This is a genomic window from Nonomuraea longispora, from assembly GCF_004348345.1.
Taxonomy (GTDB): Bacteria; Actinomycetota; Actinomycetes; order Streptosporangiales; family Streptosporangiaceae; genus Nonomuraea; species Nonomuraea longispora.
Genome location: NZ_SMJZ01000392.1, coordinates 1 through 2,612, shown reverse-complemented (window position 1 = coordinate 2,612; position 2,612 = coordinate 1). Strand labels below are relative to the sequence as shown.

1 protein-coding gene is annotated in these 2,612 nt (G+C 73.2%); it reads left to right on the top strand.

Translation table 11 applies throughout. The annotated features are described in order from the left end of the window. Positions 1–33 precede the first annotated feature (33 nt). The coding region (locus tag E1267_RS43395; protein ID WP_220449959.1) for a type I polyketide synthase at positions 34–2,612 on the top strand (2,579 nt) is incomplete at its 3' end.

Genomic DNA, 2,612 nt, shown 5'->3' with positions numbered 1-2,612 from the left:
AAGGTCACCCGAGGCTCCTCCGACACCAGCATCGTGTTGAGCATCGCCGACGACAGCGGCGCTCCGGTGGCCGAGATCGGCGCGCTCACTCTGCGTGCCCTGTCCACCGACCTCACCGCAGGCAACCTGGACACCCTCTACCAGGTGACCTGGACGGAGCCGGCCGAGCTTCCCGCCGCCGGCGACGAGGAGTACCCGAATCTGGCCTCGCTGAAGGGCACCGACGCGATGCCCGAGTGGGCGTACGTGGAGTGCCCCGCCGCCGAGCCCGGCGACGACGTCCCCGCCGCGGTGCGGCGGGCCACCGCTCACGTGCTGACGGCCGTCCAGGAATGGCTGGCCGACGAGCGGTTCGCGTCGTCGCGGCTGGTGGTGGTGACGCGGGGTGCGGTGGCCGTGGACGACGGTGATCGCGTGGACGTGTCGGTGGCCCCGGTGTGGGGTCTGGTACGGGCGGCCGAGGCGGAGAACCCGGGCCGGTTCGTGCTGGTGGACGTGGACGGCAGCGCCGAGTCGCGGGCCGCCGTGGCGTCGGTGGTCGCCGCGAGGGAACCGGAGGCGGCCGTCAGGGGCGGCCGGGTGCTGGTTCCGAGGCTGAGCCGGGTCAGGGGCCTGGAGCGGCAGGAGCCGGTGTTCGGCTCGGACGGCACGGTCCTGGTCACCGGCGGAACGGGCGGCCTTGGCGCACTGGTCGCCCGCCACCTGGTCACCGAGCACGACGTCAGGAACCTGCTGCTGGTGAGCCGGCGCGGGGCCGAGGCTCCGGGCGCCGCCGAGCTGGTGGCGGAGTTGTCCGAGCTGGGCGCCGAGATCACCGTGGCGGCCTGCGACGTGGCCGACCGCGACGCCCTCGCCACGCTGATCGCGTCCATCCCCGATGAGCGTGCGCTGCGCGGCGTCGTGCACGCCGCGGGCGTGGGCGACAACGGGCTGGTGGGGTCGCTGTCGGTGGAGCGCCTCGACGGGGTGCTCGGGCCGAAGGCCGACGCCGCCTGGCACCTGCACGAGCTGACCCGCGACCTCGACCTGTCGGCGTTCGTGCTGTTCTCGTCCGCCGGCGGCTCCGTCCTCGCGGCGGGGCAGGCCTACTACGCGGCGGCGAACGTGTTCCTCGACGGGCTCGCTCAGGTGCGGGCCGCCGAAGGGCTGGTGGCGACGTCGCTGGCGTTCGGGTTGTGGGACACCGACACAGGGCTGAGCGCTTGGCTGAGCGAGGCGGACTTCGAGCGGATGCGGCGTCAGGGCCTGCCGGCGTTGACGGTGGACGAGGCGCTGGCGTCGTTCGACGCGGGGTGCGGCTCGGGCGCGGCGGCGCTGGTGCCGCTGCGGATCGACGCCGGGGCGTTGCGCAGCAGGGGCGCGGAGCTTCCCGCGCTGCTGCGCGGCCTCGTACGCGGGTCGGCACGACAGCAGCCCCGCGCGGCCGGATCCGGGCTGGCCCGCCGGCTCGCCGGGCTGGAAGAGGCCGAGCGCGGCGGGGTGCTGCTGGAGCTGGTCCGCCAGGAGGTCGCGAAGGTCCTCGGTCACGCCTCCATGGACGCCGTGGAGCCCGACCGCGCCTTCCAGGAGCTCGGCTTCGACTCCCTCACGGCCGTCGAACTTCGCAATCAGCTCAACTCGGGCACCGGCCTGCGTCTTCCCGCCACGCTGGTCTTCGACTACCCCAACGCGAGAGCCATCGCCGACTACCTGGAGACGGAGCTTACGGGAGCCGTGTCCGAGGCCACGGCCGTCACCGCGGCGAGGACGCCGCTGAACGACGAGCCCATCGCGATCGTCGGCATGGCCTGCCGCTACCCGGGCGGCGTGCTCTCGCCGGAGGAGCTGTGGCGGCTGGTGAGCGCCGGTACGGACGCGATCGGCGAGTTCCCCTCCGACCGTGGGTGGGATCTGGACCGGCTGTACCATCCGGACCCCGACAATTCGGGCACCACGTACACGAAGCGCGGCGGCTTCCTGCACGACGCGGGCGAGTTCGACCCGGCGTTCTTCGGGATCTCGCAGCGCGAGGCCCTGGCGATGGACCCGCAGCAGCGGCTGCTGCTGGAGACGTCGTGGGAGGCGATCGAACGGGCCGGGATCGACCCGACCGCGCTGCGCGGCAGCAGGACCGGCGTGTTCGCCGGCGTCATGTACCACGACTACGCGGCCCACCTCACGACCGTGCCCACGGAGCTGGAAGGGCTCATCGCCACCGGCAACTCCGGCAGCGTCGTGTCCGGCCGCCTGTCGTACACGTTCGGGCTGGAAGGCCCGGCGGTGACCGTGGACACCGCCTGCTCCTCCTCGCTCGTCGCCCTGCACTGGGCGGCGCAGGCGCTGCGGTCGGGGGAGTGCGACCTGGCGCTGGCGGGCGGCGTGACCGTGATGGCCACGCCCGGCACGTTCGTCGAGTTCTCGCGCCAGCGCGGCCTGTCGCCCGACGGCCGGTGCAAGGCGTTCTCGGCCGACGCGGACGGCACCGGCTGGGGCGAGGGCGTCGGTGTGCTGCTGGTGGAGCGGTTGTCGGATGCGGAGCGTAATGGGCATCGGGTGTTGGCGGTGGTGCGTGGTAGTGCGGTGAATCAGGATGGTGCGAGTAATGGGTTGACGGCTCCGAATGGTCCGTCGCA